An 18,717-nucleotide genomic window follows, 5' to 3' on the forward strand; every position below is an offset into this window, starting at 1 on the left:
GATGCGGAATGCGGGATGCGACGGTAATACGACAAGGAATACACGGTGGCTACACTCACACTCCGTGCGGTCTGCAAGACGCGGCACGGTCGGCAGCAGGTGTTGCGCGATATCGATCTGGATGTGACGGACGGCGAATTCGTCGTGCTGGTCGGGCCGTCCGGTTGCGGCAAGTCGACCCTGTTGAGAATGACGGCGGGACTCGACAGCATCACCTCGGGCGACATCAGGATCGGCTCGCGTGTCGTCAATCAGATCGCGCCGCAGGAGCGTAATGTCGCGATGGTGTTTCAAAGCTACGCGCTCTATCCGCACATGACGGTCGCGCAGAACATCGCGTTCGGTCTGCGTATGCGCGGCATGTCGGCGGACAAGGTGCAGGAACGCGTCGCCGCAACCGCGCGGATGCTCTCGCTTGAAGCCTTGCTCGAACGCAAGCCGCACGCGCTGTCGGGTGGTCAGCGTCAGCGTGTCGCCATGGGCCGCGCGATCGTGCGCGAACCCGCGCTCTTTCTGTTCGACGAACCGCTGTCCAACCTCGACGCGAAATTACGCAGTCAGATGCGGGCGGAGATTCGCAATCTGCACGCGCGGCTGGGTACGACCTCGCTGTATGTCACGCACGATCAGGTGGAGGCCATGACGCTCGCGCAACGCATCGTCGTGCTGAATCAAGGCGGGATCGAGCAGATCGGTACGCCGGAACAGATCTATGAGCGTCCGCAAAGCACGTTTGTCGCGAGTTTTATGGGTGCGCCCGCGATGAATCTGCTGCGTGGGCGTTTGACGGCCGACCGACAGCACTTCGACGTCGACGACGGTCCGCGCATTCCGATTGCGGGCGCGGGCGATGCCGGCGTGCAGGTCGAAGCGAATCGCGAGACCGTGCTCGGCATTCGTCCCGAACACGTGACGGTGACCAGCGATCAGCCGATCCCTCTACCCGTCGACGCCTGCGAGATGTTGGGTGCCGACAATCTCGCGTTCGGCCGTCTCGGCAAGCAGAGCCTGGTGGTGCGCCTGCCGTATCACCAGCGTCCGGCGTCCGGCGAGCAACTCGGCGTCGCCTTACCGGCCGCGCAGCTCCATTTTTTCGACGGACAGAGCGGGCGGCGCGTGAATTGAAGGGGCTTCAGCCGCAGCTTTTGCGCACCACGCTCGTGACCGGCACCACGTAAGTTCGCGAGGCGCCGGAAAACGACTCCATACGATCGATCAGCATTTCGACCACGGCATTCGCCAGTCCGGAAGTGTCCTGGTGAATCGTGGTGAGTCGATAGTTTTCGTAGCCGGCGGCGGGGATATCGTCGAAACCGACCACGCGCAGGTCTTCGGGCACGCGGATCGAGAAGTGCTGACGTGCGGCATCGAGAAAGCCCAACGCCAGCAGATCCGACGAACAGAACACGCCGTCGGGCCGCGGGGTTTGCGTGAGGACGGCTTGCGCTGCCGCCACGCCGCATTCATAGGTATCGGCTTCCGTGGCATGAACCAGGACCGGATCGACGAGGCGTGGTTCGTCTTTGGCGATGCGCTGGACCGCGCGAACAAAACCGGTGCGGCGCGATTTGCCGTTGTAGCTGGTCTTCGTCGGGCCGACGAAAGCGAGCCGCGTCGCCCCCGCGTCGACCAGCATGCGCGCGGCCAGCGCGGCGCCGGCCGCGTTGTCGCTCACCACGACGTCCGCGCCGGGCAGGTCCGACGCGCGGTTGATCATCGCGACCGGAATCTCGCGTTCGAGGTACTGACGAGCGAGGCCGAGCGGCGGCGACGCCGACGTCATGATGATGCCGGCGATCCGGTAGCTCAGCAGCATTTCCAGCGAATGCTTGATTTGCACGGGATCTTCCGCGTTCATGACGAGCGGCGTGAGTTGCTGGCGCCCGAGCGCGGCGATGATCTGCGAGAGCAGCTTGGCGCGGAACGGGTTTTCGAAACCCGCCGTGACGACGCCGACCATGCTGCTGCGCTGCATGATCATTTCGCGCGCGATCTGGTTGACCTGATAGCCGAGCGCGCCGGCGGCCTCCATCACGCGCTGCCGTGTTTCGGGTGCGATGCTCGCGGTCGGCGAGAAGGCGCGCGAGACGGCGGAGCGCGACACACCGGCGCGGCGCGCGACGTCGGCGGCGGTAACCCAAAGCGTTTGTTTCTTAGGCATGTGTGAATGAATGAAGGGACGCAAAGCTAGCTTAACGCAGCTTGCCCGATCAAGAGGACAGGAAGATGACCGTCGAACACGATATGAGCGGGCAGGGCGATTGTTCCGGCGAGGCACCGGAATTAGCATCATCAGCATTGGCGCCGGCTTGCTGGATGTCGAGCCTGAGCGACGACCTCCTGCTGAGTCAGTTGGCCTTGCCGGGCAGTCACGATAGTTGCGCGTACACCGTTGAGGATCCGCTGGCGAAAACGCAAGGCGCGACGCTGGCGGAACAATTGGCGCACGGCGTGCGCGTGCTGGATATCCGGTGCCGGCATGAAGGGGACGTTTTCCACATCAATCACGCGCGCATTCCGCTCGGCCTGATGTTCGACGATGTGATCGCCGCGTGCGCCGAGTTTCTATCGCAGCATCCCGGCGAATGCATCGTGATGTCGGTGAAGGACGAATGCGGCACGCAGGATTGCACGCGCAGTTTCGCGCAGACGTTCGAGTGGTATGTCGAGCGCTATGCGCAGCAGAGTTGGTATTTGGGCGACACGATTCCGCGTCTGGGCGAGGCGCGCGGTTCGATCGTGCTGTGGAGGCGATTCACCAGCGATCGCGCACTGGGCATCGATCTGTCGAATTGGCCCGACAACGCCACGTTCGAACTCGATACGCCGGGCGCGGCGTTCATTATTCAGGACGAGTTTCGCGTACCGGTCGAGGCGTCGATGGATTACAAATACCGCGCAATCGAATCGCTACTTTCGATCACCCAGCACGGTGCGCTCAAGCGCTGGATCGTCAACTTTTGCAGCGGCACGGGGATGGCGGCGAACCCTCGCAAGGTGGCCTGTGGGAACGACCGGCGGCGCGGTATCAACGACATGCTGGTCGAACGGATCGTGTCTCACACGGGTACGTGCGGCACGCTGATGATCGATTTCTGCGAGTACGCGGACTGGGCGCTGGTTCGCGCGCTGGTGGCGCGTAACGCGAGCCTGCACGGCCTCACTTGAAGTACTCGCTAGGCGCCACCCCCAGCACCTTGCGGAACATGGCGGTAAAAGCGCTGGGGCTGTCGTAGCCGTGTTCGAGCGCGACGTCGAGCACCGACGCGCCGCCCGCGAGTTGCGGAAGACTCAGCAAGACTCGCGTGTGCCGGCACCACACCCCATGCGTCATACCGGTTTCGCGTTGGAACGCGCGGGCGAAGGTGCGTGGATTCATCCCGGCGCGCTCGGCCCATCCCTGCAAGGTCGCTTCCAGCGACGGTTGCGCGATCAACTCGGCACACAGTTCGCGGAGCGCCGGATGACAGGGCATCGGCACATGCAGTAGCAGAGGTTCGGCCACGCAGATTTCATCGAGGATCAACGCCAGCACGCGCCGTTCGCGCTCACCGTGCCCCGCGGCCGGCCCCAGCTTGGCGGCGGTCACGATCAGCTCGCGCAGCAGCGCGCTCACCAGGATCACATGGCAACTGTCCGGCAGCGTGTCGCGCGCCTCCGCCGCCACGTAGACCGTGCGGATCTGCACGTCGCTGGCGATCTGGATTTCATGGCGTACGCCGCCCGGCACCCAGACCGCACGGCCGGTCGGCACGACCCAGTTGCCGGCCGCCACCCGCACGATCATCACACCCGAGATCGCGTAGATTAGTTGCGCGCTGCTGTGCGCATGCGGCGCAAACGCGGTGCGGGCGGGCTGGTCGGTGGCGAGGACGGTGACGGGCGAGACTTCGAGCGCCTTCTGGCTCGCCAGAAAACCGAAGCTGTCCATTTCGCAACGATGCATGGCAATTCTTCGAGAGATGACTGGGTCGCAGGACTCTACCATCTGCTCTTCGATTCCACTGCCGAGCATCTGTCATGGTTCTTTCGGGCGTTCATCGCACCGCGCATCTTTTTTTTCGTCTTGGCGCGACGGCGCTCGCGCTGCTGGCGTCGGGCTGTTCTCTCGAGGCGCCCTATCGCGCGCCGCCATTGGCGGCGGCCTTGGCGCCGTTCACGTCGGCACGAGGCGCGCCGGTCGCGCAGCAGCCGTTGCCGGACAACTGGTGGCATCTCTATCAGGACCCCGTACTCGACGGCCTGATTCAGCAGGCGCTCGAACAGAACCGCGATCTCGCGGTGGCGGCCGCGCGGCTCGCAGGCTCGCAGGCGGTCCTGGACGAAGCAGGTGCGGCCAGGCTGCCCGATACGCAACTCGCGCTGGGCGGCAACTACGGCAAGCAGAGCGCCGATCAGACCGTCGCGGCGGCGCGGCGCGACTCGGCCGACACGCGCTGGGCCTACACGCCTTCGCTCGCGGTGTCGTACGAAGTCGATCTGTGGGGGCGCGTGCGCCATCTCGTCGACGCCGCTCGCGCCGATGCCGATGCGATGCAAGCGGCCTCCGACGCCGTGCGCGTCGCGGTCGTTGCATCCACAACGGACGCCTACCTGCACGTGTGCTCCTACGGCGAACAGATCGACGTCGCCAATCGCTCGCTCGGCATCGCGGAGCGTGTGGTGGCGTTGACCACCCGGCAACGCGATCGCGGACTCGTGTCCGATCTCGAGGTCACGCGCGCCCGCGGTTTTCTCGACGAGACGCGCGCCACCCTTCCGGCACTCGAAGGCAAGCGCCGCGCGGCGCTGTTCGAACTTGCCGTATTGCTGGGCCGGTCCCCCGGCGAGTTTCCGCCGGCCGCCGACTCCTGCCGCGTCACGCCGGTGCTCACTGCGCCGTTTCCGGTCGGCGACGGCGCCGCCTTGCTGCGTCGCCGTCCCGATCTGCGCGAGGCGGAGCGCAAGCTGGCCGCCGCCGATGCGCAGATCGGCGTCGCCCGCGCGGAGTTGTATCCATCGATCGTGCTGGGCGGCTCGGTGAATCTGCTGTCCACCACCGGTAGCCTGGCGTCGCTGGGCGATCGGTACGCGCTGGCATGGGGCGTCGGCCCGCTGATCAGTTGGCGCTTTCCGAATATGGCGATGAGCCGCGCGCGGCTCGCGCAGGCAAAAGCCGGCAATGCCGAAGCGCTCGCCGCATTCGAGCGCAACGTGCTTACCGCGTTGAAGGAATCCGAACAGTCGCTCACCTTCTACGGCGCGCAATGGACGCGTCAACGTGCGTTGCAGGACGCTCGCTCGAACGACGCTCGCGCCTTCCATCTCGCCGAGCTGAATTACCAGGCCGGCGCGCTGGATTTTCTCGACGTGCTCGATGCCGAGCGCACGCTGGTTGCCGCCGATGCGGCGCTGGCGGCATCGGCGGAAAACCTCGCATCCGATCAGGTGGCGGTGTTCAAGGCCCTCGGCGGCGGCTGGCAACGCTAGCACGCTGGCGTGTCGCGCCGTCGCGCGATGGGTTCGTTATTTTTAATCAAGGTTCCGATATGAGTACTACGGTCGTTCCCGGCAAGACGTCGTCGTTTAGCCGAAGAAATCTCCTGGTGGCGGGTGCCGCCATTGTCGCGGTCGCCATGCTCGTGGCGGGCATACGCTGGTGGAGCGTCGGCCGCTTTCTGGAAAGCACCGACGACGCTTACGTCCGCGCCGACGTGATGACGGTCAGCTCCCGCGTGCCGGGCTACGTCTTGAGTGTCGAGGTCGACGACAATCAGCCGGTGCACAAAGGCGATGTGCTCGCGCATCTCGACAACGCCGATTACGCGGCGAAACGGGATCGCGCTCAGGCGACGGTCGATGCCGCGCTCGCCACGCTGCACGCGGAACAGGCGAAGGTCGCCGCGCTCGACGCGCAGATTGCGCAACAAGGCAGTCTGACGGCCGCGGCGCAAGCGGACGTTGCCGCCGCGCAGGCCGGCACGATCCGCCGCAAGGCCGACGCCGAGCGCTACCGGCAACTGGTGGCCGAACAGGCTTCGAGCGCGCAGCGCTGGGAGCAGGCGCATGCCGACGCGCTCACCGCCGACGCCACGCTCGCCAGGGCCGAAGCCTCCGTACACGCGCAACGCGGCGAGCAAACCGTGCTGCTCAAGCGCCGCGCGCAAACGCTTGCCGACATCGAGCAGGCGCAAGCCCAACTCGACGTGGCGCGCGCGGCGTTGTCGCTCGCGCAACTCGATCTCGACCATACGACGATTCGCGCGGCGGGCGACGGCACGGTCGGCCAGCGCTCCGTGCGAGTGGGCCAGTATGTCGAGACCGGACAGCCGTTGCTCGCCGTGGTGCCGCTGCAGGACGTCTATGTGATCGCCAATTTCAAGGAGACCGAGGTCGCCGCGATGCGGCCGGGTCAGCCGGTCGAGATCGACGTCGACACTTACGCCGGGCATACGCTGCGTGGACGCGTGGCGAGCATCGCGCCAGGCTCCGGCGCGCAGTTCGCGCTGCTGCCGCCGGATAACGCGACCGGCAACTTCACCAAGGTCGTTCAGCGGATTCCGGTGAAGATCCGCGTGGATGCCGGGCAACGCGATGCGCTCGACCTCCGGCCGGGCATGTCGGTGGTCGCGCGCGTTCACACCGACGTGGCTGCCGCGCCGTCCGCCGCGAGTCGCTCATGAGTACGACCGCGAGTGCTTCCCGCGCGCATGATCCGGTGTCGCTGCGCGCCTGGGTGGCCGTGCTCGGCGGTGTGTTCGGCTGCTTCATGGCCGGCATGAACGTCCACGTCACCAATGCGTCGCTGCCCGATATTCGAGGCTCGCTCGGTGCGAGTTTCGAAGAGGGTTCGTGGATCACCACCGCGTACCTGGTTGCGGAGATCATCGTGATTCCGTTGACCGGCTGGCTCGTGCGCGTGTTTTCGATCCGTCGCGTGATGCTGGTCGGGACGAGCGGATTCCTGGTCTTCTCACTGGTGTGCTCGATCGCGCCGACCATCGACGCGATGATCGCCGCGCGTGCTTTTCAAGGGGCGTTCGGCGGCGTGCTGATTCCGTTGTCGTTTCAACTGATCGTCACGGAGTTGCCGGCGTCGCGACATCCGCTCGGCATGGCGCTGTTCGCCGTCGCCAATAATGTCGCGCAGGCGGCGGGGCCGTCTTTGGGCGGTTGGCTGACCGACATGTATTCGTGGCGCTGGATTTTCTATCTGCAGATTCCGCCCGCGCTCGTGCTGCTTGGCGCGATCGGCTGGGCGATCAAGCCCGAGCCCGTACATCTCGACCGCTTGCGCAAAGCGGATTGGCTCGGCATAACGAGCATGGCGATCGGCCTCAGCGCATTGCAGATCGTGCTGGAGGAGGGCGGCCGAAAAGACTGGTTCGGTTCCAGCTTCATTACGGAGATGTTCGTGGTTGCGCTCGTGGGACTGAGCGTTTTCGTGATCGCGCAGTTGCATCGCGACGAGCCGTTCATCAATCTGAAATTGCTCGGCCGCTATAACTTCGGCATAGCCAGTCTGATGCAGTTCCTGTTCGGCGGCGTGGTGTTCGCGGTGGTGTTTCTGGTGCCGAACTACTTTGCCGAATTGCAGGGCTATAGCGCGCGCGATATCGGCGTGATGATGGTGCCGTATGGGCTGGTTCAGTTCGTGATGTCGTTTCTGACACCGCCGCTGATGCGCCGTACGAGTGCGCGGACCGCCATCATCGTCGGCTTCACGCTGGTCGCGATCGGCTGCCTGATGAATATTCATCTCGACGTGAATGCGTCGGCGAATGTAGTCGTGCCGTCGCTGATCGTGCGTGGCATCGGGCAGTCGCTCGTGGTCGTTGCGCTGGGTGTGATGGCCGTGGACGGGATCGAAAAATCGCAGCTTGGATCGGCCTCCGGGCTCTTCAGCATGGTGCGCAATCTGGGCGGCGCGATCGGCATTGCGATTGCCAGTCAGATCGTGGTCGAGCGGGAAAAAATGCACGCGTCGCGGATCGGCGAAGCGATCACGCCGTTTAACGGTGCGTACCGCGAGCGGATGATCGACATGGTCAGAACGCTGACGCGCGGTTACGTCGGCCGCGCGGATGCGCTGGCGTCGACCGGGTTGGGCGGGACGCGCGAGGTGGCGCTCGGCGTGATCGATAAAGTGATCGGGCGTGAAGCGCTTCTGATGGCTTACAGCGATACGTTCCTGCTGGCCGGGATCGCGATGCTCGGATGTACGCTCGCGGCGTTTGCTTTGCGAGGGCGCAAGAAGAGCGGCTAGCCGAACGGATGAATCGCGAGGTCTTCGTCAACGCCCCGTGCTATGCGCTCTATGCGTCGACCGGATCGTGATGGCAGACACACAGCTTGTTGCCGTCGGGGTCCCGAAAGTACGCGCCGTAATAGTTCGCGTGATAGTGCGGTCTCAGCCCCGGAGCACCTTCGCACGAGCCGCCATGCGCCAGCGCGCGGGCATGGGCGAGATCGACCGCGCGCCGGTCCGGCGCCAGCAACGCGATCATCTGGCCGTTTCCGCAGCTTGCCGGATGACCATCGAACGGCCTGCCGATCAGGAAGAGTGGGCGTGGCGCATCCGGCGCCATCCAGCCGGCCCACGGTGTGTCCCGGTCGCAGAACTTCATCTTGAGCCGCAATGCTTCCATGACGGGCGAATAGAACTGCACGGCACGATCGAAATCGGTGACACCGATAAAAACGTGTGAAATCATTTCCACTTTCTCCGAGGAACAGATCAGATATGACCCAGTCTACCGAGAACGCGGTGCGTGTGGTTCAGGAGTTTTGGCGTCTCATGGCCACTAACGATTTCCATTCCGCCACGGCGGTTCTGACGGATGACTTCATGCTCGAGTGGCCGCAATCGAATGAGCGCATTCGCGGTGCCGCCAATTTCGCGCAGTTCAATGCGGCGTACCCCGCGCAAGGGCGGTGGGTTTTCACGATCAATCGCATTGTCGGCAATGAGACGGACGCGGTATCGGATGTTTCCATTACCGATAGCGTCCTGCAGGCCAGAGCGATTTCGTTCTTCACGGTCGAGCACGGCAAAATTGCCCGCGTGGTCGAGTACTGGCCGGAGAATTACGAGCCGCCGTTCGATCGCACGAAGTGGGTCGAGCGGATTGAGTGAGTGGGGTGGCTTTCGTGTTTCTACGCGTGATTTTGCAGGTCGACGACGTGATCGGTTGAATGGATCGTGCTCTTGCGATGCGTGATGGCCAGCACGGTGACTTCGTCCGCCAGCGTGCGGATATGGTCCATGATGCCGGTCTCCGTGGGCTCATCGAGTGCGGAACTGGCTTCGTCGAGAAACAGCAGCTTCGGTTTGCCGTAGAGCGCGCGGGCGATGGCCACCCGTTGACGCTCACCGCCCGACAGCTTCAGGCCGCGTTCGCCGATTACCGTGGCGAATCCATCGGGCAGATCTTCGATCCGCGTGAGAATCGCGGCTCTCGCTGCGGCCTCGCGTAAGCGAGTTTCGTCGACCTCCCGGCCGAGCACGATATTCGCCGTTAGCGTGTCGTTGAGCAACATGATCTCCTGCGGAACGACGCCGACCATGCCGTACCAATCCTTGCGGGCGATCTCGCGCAGATCGAAGCCGTCGATACGGATCTCTCCTTCCGAAGGCTCGATCGCTTTTAACGCCAGCTTGAACACCGTGGATTTACCCGAGCCGGATTCGCCGGTGAGGAATGTCACCGCGCCTCTCGCAGCCGTAAAAGACACATCGGACACGCCGCGCCCATCCTCATACGTGAAACCGACACGCCGGAATTCAATCCGCCCGTTGCTCGCGGGCAATTCGGTGCGCGGCGAAGCGGGTTCGATCTCCTCGGCGGCCGCCCACATGCGGGCAAAAGGTTGTATCCGTGCATACGACTGAATGAGGTTTTCGATCGCCAGTCCCACCATTTCGAACGGATGGTTGAGTTCGAGCAGCAGCACGTTGAACAACACGATATCGCCGACGCTCACCAGCCCAGCCTTGTAGCGCGGCAGAAAAAGAGTAAAGGCGATCACAAACTGGAGTGTGAGCGCCACGCCATACACTCCGGCATATGCGATCCGTTTAACGCAAAAGCTCCGCCAGTTCTCCAGAACTTCCGTAGCGCCATGATTGAAGCGGTTGCTCATCCACCCGGAACTGCCGAAATAGCGCAGCGTTTCCATCGACGTGATTGCATTGCCGACCAGGCTCGCATTGGCTTGCGCAACACTGATCGCCCGATTCAGGTGTGGCCGTGTCCAAACGTTGGTGAAATAGGTGAGAGAAGTGAATACCGCGCCGTAGAGGAGCACGACCGCGGCGATTTTTGTATCGAGCGCGGCGCCCAGGACGGCCAGTGTCAAGACGAGCTGGATGGCGCCGGGCAGAATAATGCTCAATACCAGGTTCACCGTCATGCTGAGGGCTTGCGCACCCTGTGCCTGAGCGGCCTGAACTTCCACCGGATTATGTTCGATAAAAAAGCGCGGCGACTTTTTCGACAGACGCTCGAAGAAGCTGGTGGACGAGATGAAATTCAGATTTTCGGCGGCCATCAGCGCAAGATATCTCGCCGTGTTTCCCAACGTGAGCGAGGCGCCGACGAGGATCGCGTAAAGCAGGAATCCCGCGAAAATCGTCTCGATCAGATGATGACTGGAAAGCCGGTCGACCAGGCGGGAAAAGGCAAACGGCGCGAAGACCGAGACCAGCGAGGAACCTGCTACGACTGCCGCGACGAGGGCTATGGTGCCGCGAGACATGTGCCAGAACTTACTGAGAATACTGCTGACGGGAGACGCTACGATATGCCAATTGGTTTGTTTAATCATCTGCACGCCTCTTTGCGATAGGTAACCGGCGATGATCGGAGATTGTACGAAGCGGTGTTGAATGCCTATGACCGGAGCGCGGGCAGGGTTGTTCAGCTTTTACGCTGGCCGTCCGCCGTTTTTCGGCAAGGTTCGAATGATCACGAACGCGAGCAAGGCCATCATCGGCAGCATCAGTACGCTGCCTTCCGGACCTGCCGCGCCGCCACTCAACCAGGCGGGTCCACTTGTGTGGCTCGTCAGCCAATGTCCGGTCGCCATCGAGCCGCTATCGGCGACACCGAACACAAACGATTGGCTCCAGTCCCACGCGGCGTGAAAGCCGATGATCCACCACAGCGACCCCGTGCGCCAAACCGCGAGACAGAACACGAGCCCGGCGGCGGCGACGGACGCAATGCCGAATACCGTCTCGCCCGGATTGCCCATATGCGCGAGCGCAAAAATAGCGGCGGTGACGATAGTGGCGACGACGGGGCCCACGCCGCGAAGCAAACGGAAGAACACGTAGCCCCGGAAACACAATTCCTCGTTAAACGCGACGAGCAGGAACAACGCCCCCCAGACCGCGGCCGATTGAATCAGCGGTCCCAATTGCAGGCCGGACAGTTCAATGGTCACCGCGTGAAAATAGCGCAGCGCGGCCATCATGAGCGACATGGCCAGAACACCGAAGAAGAGTCCTTGCACGAGATGGGCAACGCGATGTCGTGCACGCAGTCCATAGTCGAGCCACGAGCGTTTGTCGATCAGACTCATGATTTTGGTGGCGACGACGCCCGCCAGGATCATGACGATTTCTCCGATGAGCATTCTCGTCGGGACCATCTCCGTGGTTCTGGGCGGAAGGTGATGCAGCAGATGTGCGATAAACGCCGCGCCCGCAATCAAACCGCTGACGATCATGACAAAGAGCAACGCGGCCCAGCCTGAGCGCAGGCCGTCTTGGCCGATCCAGATACGTTTGAATTTGCCACCGAAGAAACGACGCAACCGGCCGGGCTGTTGCGAGAGTGGGTCGACACTACGATCAGGACCGCTCGACGCCGTGCTGTAGTGCTTCGAATCGCTCATGCGTTGCCTCGTTTTTTTGTTTTGCTTGTAGAGATAAACCTGGGACGTATTCGGGCCGCGCGTTACATTAGCCCTACAAAAAGCGCTTGAGTGCGCAGGCGGCTCCGATTCTCGACGAACCATGATGCTGCGTCAACTGACTGTTTATCGTGGACCTGCACCTACGCGATAGGCATAAGTCGAGCGGCCGCAGTTGGTGCGGTTTCCGTCTCCGTCGAGAGCAAAACGGCACGATTACACGAATCCGCAACGATGCTTTCAGAAGAAGGTCAGGGTCCTCTGGGCGGACCCGACCGCTCCCACCGCACGTTACCTAGCTCCGACTAACAGAAACCCCACCGTCGACAAGCATCGCGGTGCCCGTCATGAAACTCGACGCTTCGGACGCGAGATGGAGCACCGACCGCGCAATCTCCTCCGGCCGCGCGAGGCGCTTCAGCGCATGAAGATTCTGCACATACGCGCGAGCCTCCGGCGTGCTGGCCACGGCCTGTCCCATTGGCGTATCGGTGCCGCCCGGCAGGATGGCGTTGGCACGAATGCCCTTGTTGCCGAACTCCGCCGCGATCACTTTCGTTAGTCCGACCAACCCGGCTTTGCTGGCCGCATACCTGTGCCATTTCGCCGGTGGTCCCGACATTGTTGAACGCAACGTCCAAACCACCGAAGCGATTCACCGCCGCCTCCACCAAACGCGGCGCGAGCAGCACGTCGCGCGCGTCGCCGGCGACGGCGAGCGCCCGGCCACTGTTCGCTTCGATCTCGGCCACCAACGCATCGAGCTCGGCCCGACGACGAGCGCTAACGACGAGGCGGGCGCCTTCCATTGCGAACAGCTTTGCCGTTGCATAGCCAATGCCTGAGCTTGCGCCGGTGACAATGGCGACTTTGCCGGTCAATGCATGCATGATCGTGTTCCCTGTGTCGAGTGATACGGGCGACGTTGCCCGCGGCGAGATAGTGCCGAGGCGTCCCGGTTCTAACACTCCGTTTCTTGCGGTTCGATTCGATGCTGCAACTCAGCCATCCAATCGGACCCGCTCACGAGCTCAACGCTTCACAGTTGCTCGCCCACTTCCGCTCATTTCCCGCACACCCACCCTCGCACGCTCACGCCGACGTCGCCGAAGCAGATACGCGTCCACCATATCCACCAGTTCCTGTTTAAGCACAGGCAAACCGATCGTCCCCCGATGCGCGGCGTCATGAATCACGCCCGCCACCGCAGCGGAAACGACCTGCGCGGCCGCATCGGCGGATTCGCGGTTTCGCGCGTCGTCCGGTTGCGCGATCAATGCCGCGTAGCAGCGCAAATACTCCGCCTCGAAGCGGTCATGAACCGACCTTGGCCCACGAGCGCGCGGCGCCTCCTCAAGCAGCACGCGATGCAGCGCCGGGTTAATGCTGTGAACGCCGATCATGCCGTCGACCAATTGCTCCACACGCCGCGCCAGCGGCAACGTCTCATCACCGATTCCGCGCAGCACCGCGAGAATCTCGTCGAAGTGGCGCGCCGTGATTGCCTCGGACAAGATCAGCTTGTTCGGAAAATACTGGTACAGCGAGCCGATGCTCACGCCGGCAGCTTCGGCAACCTCATTGGTCGTGAAACCGGCCCAGCCGCGGCGGCCCAAAACCTGAGCCCCGGCCATCAGAATCGCTTCGACCGTGGCACGGGAACGCGCCTGGCGCGGCTCTTTGCGCATCGTCGAAGGACGCGAGGGAATGCGAGTAGTCAAGTGTCTGCTCCGGGGAGAATATGAGCGCTATGCTCACATTGTTCGACACGTTTGGCAATGACGTGCGCGCATAGCCTCACGAGGACTTTCAAATGACCCAGACACTCCCCGCCACCAGCCGCGAAGTTCGCTTGAAGTCGCAGCCTGAAGGCTTGCCCCACGCCGACAACTTCGAGATCGTTTCGACATCGCTGCCGAAGCCATCCGATCATGAGGTGCTGGTTCGCAACCACTACTTCCTACTGTCCGCGTCACTGCGCATGATGATCAGCAAAGGCGCGCAAGACGTAAAAGGCGTGCCGTTCCCCGCCTTGCGCGAGGGCGACACGCTGGCGGCCGAAGCGCTTGGTGAAATCGTTTCCGCGCCTGCGGGCAGCGGTTTTTATCCAGGCGACCTGGTGCTGCATTTTCAGGGCTGGCGCGAATACGCAGCGGTCCCTACGGCGGATTGCAAGCGGGTTATCGGAGGATTGCCGGACCCGATCGCGTATCTGGGGCATGGCTGGACCGCCTATGCCGCACTGACTCGCGGCGTGGCGATTCACCCCGGCGACACGGTTTTTATTTCCAGCGCGGCCGGCGCGAACGGTTCGATGGCCGGGCAGATCGCGCGTTTGCTGGGCGCGGGGCGCGTGATCGGCAGCACCAGTTCCCGCGAGAAGGCGGCGCGGTTAGTGTCCGAGTTGGGTTACGACGCGGCGGTGTGGCGAGGCGCTACACCGATTGCCGAACAGCTGGCTGAGGCCGCACCGGAAGGTATCGATGTGTTTCTCGACAATGTCGGCGGCGAACAACTGCAGGCGGCGATTGCGAGCGCGCGTGAAGGCGCGCGCGTGGTGATCGTCGGTACGCTGTCGGGGCAACTGGCGAGCCATGGCGCGGGCAGAACCGCGCCGGTCGAACTGGATTCCGTGCAGCTATTGGTGAAGCGCATCACACTGCGCGGCTACAGCGCCGACGACGATCCCGAAGCCTACGCGGAGTGGATTCAACAATTCGCACGATGGCTGGACGCGGGCAGCATCCGCTTTCCGCACGAGATCATCGACGGGCTCGACCATGCGCCGCTCGCGTTGGAGCAGGTGATTCGAGGAGATTACTTCGGAACAGTGGTGATCAAACCGTAAGCGGAAACCAAAAAAACGGAAAGCGAAAAACACCAGTCCCCATCAACCGCCCATCATCCCGGTGTCGCGAAGCTTCCGCAGTTTCGCGTACAACGTAGTCCGCGACAAACCGAGTTGTCGCGCCGCCGCCGCGATATTGCCGGCGTGCTCATCGATCGCGCTCTGGATTGCATTGAGCGTTTGCTCTTGCAAACTGCCTTGCTTGCCGCTCCCGGCCAGAGCCGGTGCCGCCTGACCGAAGCCCGCGACAGTAACAGGCGCAGCACGTCGCGCAGTGCTGCGATTCAACGGCGCGCGCGCATATTCCACCCAGATATGGCTGCCGTCCGCGCGCGCGACGCGTTGCACGCCGCGGCCTCGTTGCAGCAAGCGGTTGAGTTGCGCGGGCGTCGCGTCGTCGAAAATTTGGCGCAACTCCAGAGCCGGCAGCGGCGCGCCCGTGGGCAGCGAGAGCATGCGCCGCGCCATCCGGCTGGCGGCGCGCAACTGGCCGTCTTCTTCGACCGCGAGCAGGCCGGCGAGCGGCGTGCCGAGCCAGCGCGGATCATGTTGCACGCGCAACAGATGACAGCCCCGCAGCGTGGCGAACAGACGCTGTTCGGCTGCCAGCGCGGCGAGCCGGAACTGCTCCTGAACCTGCGACACGTTCCGTTTCCCGGTGCCGGTAATATCCAGCGCGCCGATCACTTCGCCGTGAAAGCCGAACAACGGCACGGCGAGACAGAACACCCGTTCGAACTCATCGAGGTAATGTTCGCCGCCCGCCACGATGGTTTCCGTGCCGTCGTGAATCACGCAACCCGGCGCAGTCGTGCCGATGTTGGGCTCGACGACGCGCCGGCCCGGCGTGATCGGCAGCAACAGGTCGTCGTCGCAGGAGGGACTCTGTCGTGCGTGAACGATGGTGCCTTCGGTATTGACGCAGAAGATCGTCCAGTCGGTGCCGCCGAACGCGTCCCACAACTGTTCGATTTCGTCGACGACGCAACTATAGAGACGCCGGTCGGCTTTCGAGTCGCGCAAGGTGCGCGACTTATCCAGCAGCTCGTATTGCGGCGTGCTGGAGGGCAGCAAGCCGGTGCCGCGCGAGCGCTCCCACGAGCGCGCGACCGGCGCGGACAGCAGCGCCGCCGGCAACTGCTCACCGCCGACAAACCGCGCGCGCGCCACATGCAGGCGTTGTTGCCGTGAATCCGCTGAAGCGATCTTGGCCATACGGGTCTCCAGTCAGCGCAGCGTCACTGACCGCTGCCGCGCCATGCCCGCACAGAATACCTCAGCGCTTGCGCGCAGCATCGCCAACCCGGCACCCGTCAATGCGCGAACCGCAGGATCGGTTTGAGCGTGACGCCGCTGCTGCTATCTTCGGCGGCCTGGTTGATCTGGTCGAGCGGGTAGAACCGGACCAGCTTGTCGAACGGAAACCGCCCTTGCTGATACAACTGCACGAGTTGCGGAATGAAGATTTGCGGCACGCTGTCGCCTTCCACGATGCCGCGTATCGTGCGCCCATTCAGCAGCAGACTGTTGATGTCGAACTGCGCCAGGGTGCCGAGCGGCGGCGCGCCGACCACGCCCATCGCGCCGAGCCGGCCGAGCGTTTCGATGCCTTGCGACAGCACCTCCGCGCGGCCCGTCGATTCGAGCGCGAAATCCACGCCCCCTCCGGTGATCTCGCGAATCGCTTCGATCATGTCGACTTCACGGCTATTCACGGTATGCGTCGCGCCCAGCTCTTTGGCCAGCGTCAGCCGGGACGGCACGACGTCGACGGCGATGATCGTGGCGGCGCCCGCGACCCGCGCGGCCATCACCGCGCTAAGGCCCACCGCGCCCGCGCCGAGGCTCGCGAAGCTGCTGCCCGGCCGCACCTTCAACGAGTTGATGACGGCCCCCGCGCCGGTCTGGATACCGCAGCCGAGCGGCCCGAGCAACTCCAGCGGCGCGTCGCGCGGCACCTTGATGGCATTGTTTTCGCGCGCGATCGCAAAGCTTGCGAACGACGACTGCGCGAAGAAATGATCGTGCAGCGGCCGTCCTTCGTCGTCTTCGATCGCGTTGCGGCCTTCGAGATCGCCGCCGCCGAAGTTCAATCCGAAGAAGTGCTGGCAGTACGCGCCGTGGCCACCGCTGCAAGAGGCGCAGTAACCGCACGCGCCATAAGTCAGCACCACATGATCGCCGACCTTGAGGTTCTTGACGGCAGGACCGGTCTCTTCGACGACGCCCGCGCCTTCGTGTCCCAGCACGGCCGGCAAGGGCACCGGGTAGTATTGATCGCGCACGATCAGATCGGTATGGCACAGGCCGGTCGCCACGACGCGGACCAGCACCTCGTCGTCTTTTGGCGCGCGAATCCGCGCCTGCCGGATCGCGAAGGGCTCGCCCTTCGCGGTCGCGACGGCGGCGGTGATGGCGCGAAATCCGGCGGCCGTTGTCGTTGATGTCGATGTTGTCATGGCTGTCTCCTTGGCGTGCTTCAGATGGGATAGAAGGGCGCTTCGCCCTTGACCGTGAGCCACTGCCACTGGGTGAACTCTTCCCAGTTCGCCGGGCCGCCGATGCTGGTGCCGTTGCCCGATGCCCCCACGCCGCCGAACGGATTGATCACCTCGTCGTTGACGGTCTGGTCGTTGATATGCAGCAGGCCGGTGCGCAGGCGTTCGCCCATGCGCAGCGCGCGGCCGACATTCGCCGTGACGATCGCCATCGAGAGCCCGTATTCCGTGCGGTTGGCGAGCGCAATCGCATCCTCGTCGCTGTCGAACGGCACGACGACCGCGACCGGTCCGAAGATCTCTTCGTTGAACGCTGGGTTGTCCGGCGTGACGTCGCTCAGCACGGTCGGCTCGAAGAACAACTCGCGGCTGTGGCCGCCGGTCTCGAGAATCGCGCCGGCCTGCTGCGCGTCGGCGACCACGCGCACCACGTGATCGCGTTGCGCGGCGTTGATCAGCGGACCTAACGCGACGTCGGCGGTGGCTGGATCGCCGACCGTCAGGCTGGCGGCTTTCGCGACCAGCTTCTCGACGAAGGCCGCGTAGATTTTGCGCTGCACGAGCACACGGCCAGTCGCCATGCAGATTTGCCCCTGATGCAGGTACGCGCCCCAGGCGGTATTGGCGACGGCCAGTTCGAGGTCAGCGTCGTCGAGCACGATCAGCGAGTTCTTGCCGCCCAGTTCGAGCGAGACTTTCTTCAGATGCCGGCCGGCTGCTTCGCCGACCTTGCGGCCCGCCGCCGTCGAACCGGTGAACTGGATCATTGCCACGTGCGGGTCGCTGGTCAGTGCCGCGCCCGCGGCGCCGTCGCCGGGCAAGACGTGCAGCACGCCCTTCGGCAAGCCGGCAAGTTCGAAAATACGCGCGATCGCAAAACCGCCACACACGGCCGTTCGCGGATCCGGCTTCAACACGACGGCATTGCCCAGCGCGATGGCGGGCGCGACCGCGCGCATGGCCAGATACAGCGGGAAGTTGAACGGCGAGATCACGCCGATCACACCGAGCGGACGGCGGCGCGCCAACGACAGGCGTCCCGGCACCGAGGGCAGCACTTCACCGGCGGAACGCGACGGCAGACTGCTCGCTTCATGCAGCGCCTTGACCGTAACGGCGGTTTCGAAGCCCGCTTTCGCGCGTGTCGAAGCGCTTTCCCGGACCACCCATTCGACGATCTCGTCGAAGTACGTCTCCGCCATCCGCGCCGCGCGGCGCAGCACGGCCGCGCGTTCGTCGTAGGGCAGCGCGGCCCAGGCGGGCTGCGCGCGCGACGCGTTCGCCGCCGATTCGCCGATCAGCGCGGCGTCGGCCATGCCGATACGCCCCAGGCGCTGGCCGGTGGCCGGCTCTGTCACCTCCGCTTCGGCGCTGCCGGCGTGCCAGTCGCCGGTGAACAGGCGGGCTTGCCAGAGGTCGCTGTCGAGTAACCGCGAGGGAAGAGTGACGCTCATGCTATCTCCTGAAACAGTG

Annotated in this window: 16 protein-coding genes and 1 pseudogene; 7 read left to right on the forward strand and 10 right to left on the reverse strand. The window is 63.9% G+C overall.

Going from position 1 to position 18,717, the window contains the following annotated elements:
- Positions 1-45 precede the first annotated feature (45 nt).
- Complete coding sequence (ugpC, locus tag GGD40_RS30710) at positions 46-1,125, forward strand: sn-glycerol-3-phosphate ABC transporter ATP-binding protein UgpC (protein WP_179710536.1); 1,080 nt, start codon at positions 46-48, stop codon at positions 1,123-1,125.
- Positions 1,126-1,132: 7 nt separating this feature from the next.
- On the opposite strand, the gene GGD40_RS30715 is transcribed toward ugpC, so the two are convergent.
- Complete coding sequence (locus tag GGD40_RS30715; RefSeq protein WP_179746167.1) at positions 1,133-2,161, reverse strand: LacI family DNA-binding transcriptional regulator; 1,029 nt, start codon at positions 2,159-2,161, stop codon at positions 1,133-1,135.
- A 65-nt stretch (positions 2,162-2,226) separates the two neighbouring features.
- Here GGD40_RS30715 and GGD40_RS30720 point away from each other — a divergent pair, with 65 nt between their 5' ends.
- Positions 2,227-3,168, forward strand: coding sequence for a phosphatidylinositol-specific phospholipase C (locus tag GGD40_RS30720; RefSeq protein WP_257030628.1), 942 nt, complete (start codon positions 2,227-2,229; stop codon positions 3,166-3,168).
- Here GGD40_RS30720 and GGD40_RS30725 read toward each other — a convergent pair.
- The gene (locus GGD40_RS30725; protein ID WP_179747103.1) at positions 3,161-3,931 is read right to left on the reverse strand and encodes an AraC family transcriptional regulator; all 771 of its coding nucleotides are present in this window, start codon (positions 3,929-3,931) and stop codon (positions 3,161-3,163) included. The two genes, GGD40_RS30720 and GGD40_RS30725, sit on opposite strands and share 8 nt — an antisense overlap.
- A gap of 89 nt (positions 3,932-4,020) precedes the next feature.
- Between GGD40_RS30725 and GGD40_RS30730 the strand changes: the two genes are divergently transcribed.
- Genes GGD40_RS30730 through GGD40_RS30740 form a run of 3 tightly spaced genes read left to right on the forward strand, consistent with a single transcriptional unit; the run spans position 4,021 to position 8,245 of the window.
- On the forward strand, positions 4,021-5,469 hold the full coding sequence (locus GGD40_RS30730; protein ID WP_179746168.1) for an efflux transporter outer membrane subunit: 1,449 nt from the start codon (positions 4,021-4,023) through the stop codon (positions 5,467-5,469).
- Positions 5,470-5,528: 59 nt separating this feature from the next.
- Positions 5,529-6,662, forward strand: a complete 1,134-nt coding sequence (locus tag GGD40_RS30735; protein WP_179746169.1) for an HlyD family secretion protein — start codon at positions 5,529-5,531, stop codon at positions 6,660-6,662.
- Positions 6,659-8,245, forward strand: a complete 1,587-nt coding sequence (locus GGD40_RS30740; protein ID WP_179710530.1) for a DHA2 family efflux MFS transporter permease subunit — start codon at positions 6,659-6,661, stop codon at positions 8,243-8,245. Before GGD40_RS30735 ends, GGD40_RS30740 begins: the two co-directional genes overlap by 4 nt.
- A 49-nt stretch (positions 8,246-8,294) precedes the next feature.
- On the opposite strand, the gene GGD40_RS30745 is transcribed toward GGD40_RS30740, so the two are convergent.
- Positions 8,295-8,693 (reverse strand): VOC family protein, encoded by a 399-nt coding sequence (locus GGD40_RS30745; protein ID WP_179746170.1) that lies wholly within the window; start codon positions 8,691-8,693, stop codon positions 8,295-8,297.
- Between the two features lie 29 nt (positions 8,694-8,722).
- Here GGD40_RS30745 and GGD40_RS30750 point away from each other — a divergent pair, with 29 nt between their 5' ends.
- Positions 8,723-9,115, forward strand: a complete 393-nt coding sequence (locus tag GGD40_RS30750; protein ID WP_179713910.1) for a nuclear transport factor 2 family protein — start codon at positions 8,723-8,725, stop codon at positions 9,113-9,115.
- A 20-nt stretch (positions 9,116-9,135) separates the two neighbouring features.
- On the opposite strand, the gene GGD40_RS30755 is transcribed toward GGD40_RS30750, so the two are convergent.
- The 4 genes and pseudogenes from GGD40_RS30755 to GGD40_RS30770 form a co-directional block, all read right to left on the reverse strand.
- Positions 9,136-10,806, reverse strand: coding sequence for an ABC transporter ATP-binding protein (locus GGD40_RS30755; RefSeq protein WP_179710526.1), 1,671 nt, complete (start codon positions 10,804-10,806; stop codon positions 9,136-9,138).
- A 99-nt stretch (positions 10,807-10,905) separates the two neighbouring features.
- A complete protein-coding gene (locus GGD40_RS30760) occupies positions 10,906-11,880 on the reverse strand; it encodes a CPBP family intramembrane glutamic endopeptidase (protein ID WP_179746171.1) in 975 nt (324 codons plus the stop codon).
- A 313-nt stretch (positions 11,881-12,193) separates the two neighbouring features.
- Positions 12,194-12,788: pseudogene (locus tag GGD40_RS30765) on the reverse strand (SDR family oxidoreductase).
- A gap of 141 nt (positions 12,789-12,929) precedes the next feature.
- A complete protein-coding gene (locus GGD40_RS30770) occupies positions 12,930-13,619 on the reverse strand; it encodes a TetR/AcrR family transcriptional regulator (protein WP_257030629.1) in 690 nt (229 codons plus the stop codon).
- A gap of 92 nt (positions 13,620-13,711) precedes the next feature.
- On the opposite strand from GGD40_RS30770, the gene GGD40_RS30775 reads away from it, so the two are divergent.
- Positions 13,712-14,746: an MDR family NADP-dependent oxidoreductase gene (locus GGD40_RS30775; protein ID WP_179746172.1), complete on the forward strand. Its 1,035-nt coding sequence runs from the start codon at positions 13,712-13,714 to the stop codon at positions 14,744-14,746.
- 42 nt (positions 14,747-14,788) lie between these two features.
- Here GGD40_RS30775 and GGD40_RS30780 read toward each other — a convergent pair whose 3' ends face one another.
- From GGD40_RS30780 to GGD40_RS30790, 3 genes are all read right to left on the reverse strand, one after another.
- Positions 14,789-15,961 (reverse strand): helix-turn-helix domain-containing protein, encoded by a 1,173-nt coding sequence (locus tag GGD40_RS30780; protein ID WP_179746173.1) that lies wholly within the window; start codon positions 15,959-15,961, stop codon positions 14,789-14,791.
- A gap of 98 nt (positions 15,962-16,059) precedes the next feature.
- Positions 16,060-17,205 (reverse strand): NAD(P)-dependent alcohol dehydrogenase, encoded by a 1,146-nt coding sequence (locus GGD40_RS30785; RefSeq protein WP_179746174.1) that lies wholly within the window; start codon positions 17,203-17,205, stop codon positions 16,060-16,062.
- Positions 17,206-17,225: 20 nt separating this feature from the next.
- The gene (locus GGD40_RS30790; RefSeq protein ID WP_179746175.1) at positions 17,226-18,698 is read right to left on the reverse strand and encodes a benzaldehyde dehydrogenase; all 1,473 of its coding nucleotides are present in this window, start codon (positions 18,696-18,698) and stop codon (positions 17,226-17,228) included.
- Positions 18,699-18,717 lie beyond the last annotated feature (19 nt).

Origin of the sequence: Paraburkholderia bryophila, from assembly GCF_013409255.1 — a bacterium.
GTDB lineage: Bacteria > Pseudomonadota > Gammaproteobacteria > Burkholderiales > Burkholderiaceae > Paraburkholderia.

Excerpts from the sequence above, each read along its gene's own strand:
- GGD40_RS30715 (WP_179746167.1), bottom strand. The coding sequence starts at position 2,161 with ATGCCTAAGAAACAAACGCTTTGGGTTACCGCCGCCGACGTCGCGCGC.
- GGD40_RS30720 (WP_257030628.1), top strand. The coding sequence starts at position 2,227 with ATGACCGTCGAACACGATATGAGCGGGCAGGGCGATTGTTCCGGCGAG.
- GGD40_RS30725 (WP_179747103.1), bottom strand. The coding sequence starts at position 3,931 with ATGGACAGCTTCGGTTTTCTGGCGAGCCAGAAGGCGCTCGAAGTCTCG.
- GGD40_RS30730 (WP_179746168.1), top strand. The coding sequence starts at position 4,021 with ATGGTTCTTTCGGGCGTTCATCGCACCGCGCATCTTTTTTTTCGTCTT.
- GGD40_RS30735 (WP_179746169.1), top strand. The coding sequence starts at position 5,529 with ATGAGTACTACGGTCGTTCCCGGCAAGACGTCGTCGTTTAGCCGAAGA.
- GGD40_RS30740 (WP_179710530.1), top strand. The coding sequence starts at position 6,659 with ATGAGTACGACCGCGAGTGCTTCCCGCGCGCATGATCCGGTGTCGCTG.
- GGD40_RS30745 (WP_179746170.1), bottom strand. The coding sequence starts at position 8,693 with ATGATTTCACACGTTTTTATCGGTGTCACCGATTTCGATCGTGCCGTG.
- GGD40_RS30750 (WP_179713910.1), top strand. The coding sequence starts at position 8,723 with ATGACCCAGTCTACCGAGAACGCGGTGCGTGTGGTTCAGGAGTTTTGG.
- GGD40_RS30755 (WP_179710526.1), bottom strand. The coding sequence starts at position 10,806 with ATGATTAAACAAACCAATTGGCATATCGTAGCGTCTCCCGTCAGCAGT.
- GGD40_RS30760 (WP_179746171.1), bottom strand. The coding sequence starts at position 11,880 with ATGAGCGATTCGAAGCACTACAGCACGGCGTCGAGCGGTCCTGATCGT.
- GGD40_RS30775 (WP_179746172.1), top strand. The coding sequence starts at position 13,712 with ATGACCCAGACACTCCCCGCCACCAGCCGCGAAGTTCGCTTGAAGTCG.
- GGD40_RS30780 (WP_179746173.1), bottom strand. The coding sequence starts at position 15,961 with ATGGCCAAGATCGCTTCAGCGGATTCACGGCAACAACGCCTGCATGTG.
- GGD40_RS30785 (WP_179746174.1), bottom strand. The coding sequence starts at position 17,205 with ATGACAACATCGACATCAACGACAACGGCCGCCGGATTTCGCGCCATC.
- GGD40_RS30790 (WP_179746175.1), bottom strand. The coding sequence starts at position 18,698 with ATGAGCGTCACTCTTCCCTCGCGGTTACTCGACAGCGACCTCTGGCAA.